At 59.9% G+C, this 5131-nt stretch carries 7 protein-coding genes and 2 tRNA genes; 2 read left to right on the top strand and 7 right to left on the bottom strand.

Annotated features, from left to right (window positions below; translation table 11 throughout):
* Positions 1 to 557 (top strand): replication-associated recombination protein A (locus WC683_19390; protein ID MFA4974770.1); only part of this gene is annotated, 557 nt, incomplete at its 5' end.
* A 1-nt stretch (position 558) separates the two neighbouring features.
* Here WC683_19390 and WC683_19385 read toward each other — a convergent pair.
* Genes WC683_19385 through WC683_19375 form a run of 3 tightly spaced genes read right to left on the bottom strand, consistent with a single transcriptional unit; the run spans position 559 to position 2930 of the window.
* On the bottom strand, positions 559 to 1080 hold the full coding sequence (locus WC683_19385; protein MFA4974769.1) for a nitroreductase family protein: 522 nt from the start codon (positions 1078 to 1080) through the stop codon (positions 559 to 561).
* Between the two features lie 27 nt (positions 1081 to 1107).
* On the bottom strand, positions 1108 to 2061 hold the full coding sequence (locus tag WC683_19380; GenBank protein ID MFA4974768.1) for a prenyltransferase: 954 nt from the start codon (positions 2059 to 2061) through the stop codon (positions 1108 to 1110).
* A gap of 32 nt (positions 2062 to 2093) precedes the next feature.
* On the bottom strand, positions 2094 to 2930 hold the full coding sequence (locus WC683_19375) for an undecaprenyl-diphosphate phosphatase (GenBank protein MFA4974767.1): 837 nt from the start codon (positions 2928 to 2930) through the stop codon (positions 2094 to 2096).
* A 130-nt stretch (positions 2931 to 3060) separates the two neighbouring features.
* Here WC683_19375 and WC683_19370 point away from each other — a divergent pair, with 130 nt between their 5' ends.
* A complete protein-coding gene (locus tag WC683_19370) occupies positions 3061 to 3450 on the top strand; it encodes a hypothetical protein (GenBank protein MFA4974766.1) in 390 nt (129 codons plus the stop codon).
* Positions 3451 to 3524: 74 nt separating this feature from the next.
* Here WC683_19370 and WC683_19365 read toward each other — a convergent pair.
* The 4 genes from WC683_19365 to WC683_19350 form a co-directional block, all read right to left on the bottom strand.
* Positions 3525 to 3598, bottom strand: a tRNA-Asp gene (locus WC683_19365).
* An 82-nt stretch (positions 3599 to 3680) separates the two neighbouring features.
* A tRNA-Val gene (locus WC683_19360) sits at positions 3681 to 3752 on the bottom strand.
* 76 nt (positions 3753 to 3828) lie between these two features.
* Positions 3829 to 4428, bottom strand: coding sequence for a hypothetical protein (locus WC683_19355; GenBank protein MFA4974765.1), 600 nt, complete (start codon positions 4426 to 4428; stop codon positions 3829 to 3831).
* Between the two features lie 84 nt (positions 4429 to 4512).
* Positions 4513 to 5131 (bottom strand): hypothetical protein (locus WC683_19350; protein ID MFA4974764.1); only part of this gene is annotated, 619 nt, incomplete at its 5' end.

Raw genomic sequence — 5131 nt, 5'->3', positions numbered from 1 at the left:
AGGAGCACTACAACGTCATCTCCGCATTCATCAAAAGCATGCGCGGAAGCGATCCGGACGCTGCGGTTTATTATCTCGCGCGCATGCTGGAGGCAGGCGAGGACCCGCTCTTCGTCGCGCGGCGCATGGTGATATTCGCGAGCGAGGATGTATCAAACGCCGACCCGCACGCCGTGCAGGTCGCGATCTCCTGCATGCAGTCCTTTGACTTCGTTGGCATGCCCGAGGGCTGGATCCCGCTGGCACAGTGCGCCACTTATCTGGCCACTGCCCCCAAGAGCAACGCGAGCTACATGTCATACAAGCGCGCGCTCGCGGACGTGAACGAGCTCGGGGCGCTACCCACGCCAAAGCACATACGCAACGCGCCGACGAAGATGATGAAGGAGATGGGATACGGAAAGGACTACAAGTACGCCCACGACTTCGAGGGCCACTTCGTGCCCAACGAGCAGTATCTGCCGGACAAGCTCAAGGGAAAACGTTACTACGAACCCACTGAGAACGGGTACGAGAAGAACATCTCCGAGAGGCTGAAGGGGTGGAGGAAGAAGTAACTCACCATTTTTCCCAGCGTATCTTCTCCGGCTCGAATTTGTCCTTCGGCTTTTCGTCGCCCGCGGGATAGCCGATAGAAATCGCGCAAAGCGGAACAGTGTCCTGCGGGATGCCGAGCACTTCGCGCACGTGGCGCACGTGTTCCTCGATCGGGTGCACGCAGACCCACACGGCCCCCAGCCCCGCGTCCTCGATCGCCAGCAGGATGTTCTGAGTGGCGGCGGAACAGTCCTGAATCCAGAAGTCCTTTGGAAGCCCGGACCTGGGCTCGCAAGGCGTACCGCAGACTATGATCGCGCCACCCGCGTCCGCGAGCATCTTGCCGTATTTCAGCCCCTCCGAGAGCTTCACCATCACAGGCTTTTCGGTGATACCGACGAAGATCCACGGTCTTTTGTTCACAGCCGACGGCGCTGCCATGCCCGCTTTGATGAACGCCTCGATCATGTATTTCGGCACAGGCTTCCCATCGTATTTGCGCACGCTCCTCCTCTTGAAGATCGTGCTCAGGGTCTCCGGCATACATATCTCCTATCTCTCCAATTTTCGTCACGCGCCTGCGGTGATAAGCCTCCATCCGACCATCCCGGCCGTCATGGCGATGCCCCAGGCCAGCGCGAGCTTTGCCGTGCGCTCGACCGCGATCGCCATGGCGTCCCTGTCGCCCTCCGGCGCCCTCCACACGAAGAGCAGGAGATTGCGCATGGAGGCGAGTGTGGCGAGGACGAACAGCGCGCCGGCGTTGAGCATATTCATTTGAACACAGATGATCGGAAAGGCGTACGCGGCGATCACCAGCGCCATGTAGAAGGCTCGGGTGGCCCTCTCGCCCATGATAACGGCGAGCGTCCCCACGCGCGCGCGTTCGTCGTCCTTCACGTCGCGCATGTTGTTGGCCACGAGAACCGCCACCACGAGGAACCCGAACGGTATGCCGCACGCAAGCGCGGAGAGGTCCGGGGTGCGCGACTGGATCAAGCACGAGCCCATGGTGATGCCTGCGCCGAAGGCGAGGAATACGGCGACATCTCCGAACGCCCTGTACTTGAGGCCGAGCCTCGGAACCGCATAGCCTGCGCCGAGCGCGAATCCGGCCAGCACGATCCAGAGAAGCGCCGCCCCCGCGTGCATTATGAGGGGCGCCGCTATCAAGGCGGCGATCGCAAAGCATGCGATCGACCCCATGAACACCGCGCGCGGCCCCAGGATGCCGGCCACGAGCAGCCCGCTGCCGCCCAGCGTCCCCGGCTTATCGATTCCACCGGTGTAGTCGAAGTAATCCTGCAAAAGGTTCGCCGCGGCATGCACGGTCACGGCGCCGAGCAACGTGAGGATTGCGAGCGAAAGGCTGAAATCATATCCCTTGACCCAGGCGAACGCCGCGCCCATCAGCGCGGGCATCGCCGAGAGCGGGAATGAAAACGGCCTCACGGCCTTCCACCAGATTCTCGCCTTGACGGAGAACCTTGAAACTTCCTTTGCACCCATCGCAAGTTCAGTCATGGCAATCCTCTCATCCGTTATGTTCGATCAGCTCATCGAACGAAGATATATATCAGCGTCGCAAGCCCCGCTGCCCAGCAATAGGGCGCAAACCACGAGATATGCCCCCTGCGCACAACGCCCAGCAGCCACTTGATACAGGCGAACCCCACAACGGTCGCGGCCAGCGTGCCCACGGCGGTCGCGAAGGCGTTCTCGCCCGAGAGCGCGGCCAAGTCTTTTGCCTTGAGGAGCGCCGCCCCACCTATCGCCGGCACGGAGAGGAGAAAGGCATACTTAGCAGCCAGATCACGGGAGAGCCCCGTGTAGAGTCCGCCGGCGATCGTCGAACCGGAACGCGATATGCCGGGGATGATCGCGATAGCCTGCGCAAACCCCACGAGCAGCGCATGCCGCACGCCCATGCCCGCGACCCCCGCACCCTCGCCCTTCACGAACCTCGTGCCCCAGAGTATAGCGCCCGTGACCAGGAGCATGAATCCGGCGGCGAGCGGGTTCGAGAAGAGGCTGTCGAAGAAATCCTCCAGCAGGATGCCAAGCACGCCCGCCGGGATCGTGCCTATTATGATGAGGAACGCGAGCTTCCTCGCCTCCCTCACGCTCATACCCGAGCGCAAGCGATCGTCGCTGGGCCTCCTGACGAGGCTTGAGATCATCTCCGATATCTCGCGCCAGAAGAACGCGATCACGGCGACGAGCGTGCCGAAGTGGAGGCAAACGTCAAATGCGACCAGCCCCCCGTTCTCGATCTCGATGCCGAGGATCTCCTGCGCGATCACAAGGTGTCCGGAGCTCGAGACAGGAAGAAACTCGGTGGCGCCCTGCACCACCCCGAGGAGTACCGCCTTCAGAACGGAGAGGCTATTCATGGCGGCGCATACTAAAGCCCGCGGCTAGCCTTGTCAAATCAACACATTAGCCGACTTCCGGTTTTTGGCTTGCCGTGCACTTTGATTACAAATATATTCTCGCCCATTCAACGCAACCAAAGGAGGGGGTATGAAGAAAGCATTGGTAGTGATCGGTATCATGGCGGCTGTGGCGGCAGTCAGTGTGATCTCCGCAAAGGGTTTCTCTTTCAACCTGAGCGTGCCGAGCAGCGTCAGCGACGTGGCGAACGCCCCGGCCGATATGGCGTATGACGCCTGCAAGGCGTGGGCCGAAGGACACCAGAACAACATGACCTACAACAGCGCGAACATCGAGAAGGAGATCAAGGGCAAGGAGTTCTCCGGAACCATCTATGAGAAGGACTGGCGCAAGAGCAGCGACAAGTACGACAAAGAGAACCAGAGGCTTGAGATGCGCTCGACCTACAACCAGTTCGCAGAGGTCAAGATCCGCTGCAACAAAGAGAAGTGCGACAGCGTGTACTGCAACAAGAAATAACGCCTGTATGAGTTGATATAGAAAAACGCCGGCCTTCGGGCCGGCGTTTTTTTGTCGAAAAAAGACCGGATGAGCGGGGCTGACGGGACTCGAACCCGCAACCTTCGCCGTGACAGGGCGACGATCCAACCAATTGATCTACAGCCCCGCACATCCGGCCGTGCATGAAACGAACGATTTTTTTAAATGAACCCGACAAAAAGTCAATCGTTATAAACACTTGAATTCTGTGGGCGTTACAGGATTTGAACCTGTGACATCCGCCTTGTAAGGGCGGCGCTCTCCCGCTGAGCTAAACGCCCGACCGGCAGCGCACTCTGCCAACCAAGCCGGTTAATATCAAGGGAAAACAGGTCTTTGAACCTATCTGCCGGTTTTTTATCTTATCTCTTTCATATATCGGTTTTCAGGAATGGCCTTGAGCGTATCGGCCAGGAGCTTGTTCGCGGCCTTGCTGACCCCCTTGATGCCCTTTTTGCGCACGTCCTTGGAGTCCACCTCCATGCCGACGTCGACCGAGGTGACCTGGCCGCCCTTGTTGATGTTGAATGTGATCAGGCTCTGGGCGCGCGATTTTCCCGTGACCACGCCCTTCTCCGAATCCACGAAGAACTCCCTGATGTCCGCCGTGATAACCATCCCCTCCTCAGGGACCTTGGCGACCAGGTTCATACCGCACTCCTCGAAGAGATCGCCCAGCGCGGAGGTGAAGAGCTCGTCTATCGCCCGGCTGGAATAGACGCGCATCTCGGCGTCGCCCTTGACCTGCAGGCCCAACTCCTTCCTGTCGCGCATGTCCTTCGCGCCGGCGAACTTCGCGGTCACGCCGGACCAGACCTTCTGGCTGCAGGCCTGCTGGAACAGTCCCGGCGGGATGTCGAAGTAGACCACCGGATCTCCGGAACCGGCTGCGAACGCACGCATTCCCAGGAGTGTCGAGATGAACAGGATCGCGACCAACGCCGTTTTCTTTTTCATAATCCCTCCCTATTTGCCGCACAACCTCCTAGCGGAAACACCGGCAAAAGCAACCGCGAACTTCGGAGAGAGAGGGAATTCGAGTCACATGCCTATCGCTGCAAAGTCGAAGTTGTTCGAGACCGCGCCCGGGATCTGAGCCGTGAACCCGCTCGCGGACTTCTCATATATCCTGGGCACCCCTGGAGTCTCTGAAGTGCCTGCCCTGGTCGATGCGATCAACGCATACTGCTCCGAGGGCATGGGCGAATTGAAATTGATCCTGTATGTGCCCACGCTGACGTATGAGACGCTTACGTTCGGCCCTATGATCGAGGGGGTCATACCTCCGGTAACGCTGCCCCAGATTATCCTGCCGAAATTCGCGGTGCGCGAATTCAGCGCCGCAAACTCGTTTCCGACGTCGTAGCCGTCGACGGTCTGACCGTCGGCCATCACGATGCCGGCGTTCATGGTGAGCGTGCCATTCATGGTGAGCGTGCCGTTCATCGTGTCGCCGGACCTCGATATCCTTTGCGAATCGGCGCTCGCGCGAAGGCCGGCCTCGTTCGCTATGCCCTGCGAGTTCGTCGCGATGGCACCGTCCAGGTCGCCCAGCACGTTCTGCAGGTCCGTGGAGGTCGAATAGCTGAGCCCGGCGGGTGCAACGCCGATATACGAAGCGGAGTCCTGGCCGCTGTAGATCGTGTCCAGCTCTTCCCTC

This window comes from bacterium, assembly GCA_041648665.1.
Taxonomy (GTDB): Bacteria; UBA10199; UBA10199; order 2-02-FULL-44-16; family JAAZCA01; genus JAFGMW01.
This window is presented reverse-complemented; position numbering and strand designations above follow the sequence as displayed.

What these genes read in the sequence shown, in the direction of transcription:
- WC683_19380 (MFA4974768.1), bottom strand. Translation starts at nt 2,061, where the DNA reads ATGACTGAACTTGCGATGGGTGCAAAGGAAGTTTCAAGGTTCTCCGTC.
- WC683_19385 (MFA4974769.1), bottom strand. Translation starts at nt 1,080, where the DNA reads ATGCCGGAGACCCTGAGCACGATCTTCAAGAGGAGGAGCGTGCGCAAA.
- WC683_19370 (MFA4974766.1), top strand. Translation starts at nt 3,061, where the DNA reads ATGAAGAAAGCATTGGTAGTGATCGGTATCATGGCGGCTGTGGCGGCA.
- WC683_19355 (MFA4974765.1), bottom strand. Translation starts at nt 4,428, where the DNA reads ATGAAAAAGAAAACGGCGTTGGTCGCGATCCTGTTCATCTCGACACTC.
- WC683_19375 (MFA4974767.1), bottom strand. Translation starts at nt 2,930, where the DNA reads ATGAATAGCCTCTCCGTTCTGAAGGCGGTACTCCTCGGGGTGGTGCAG.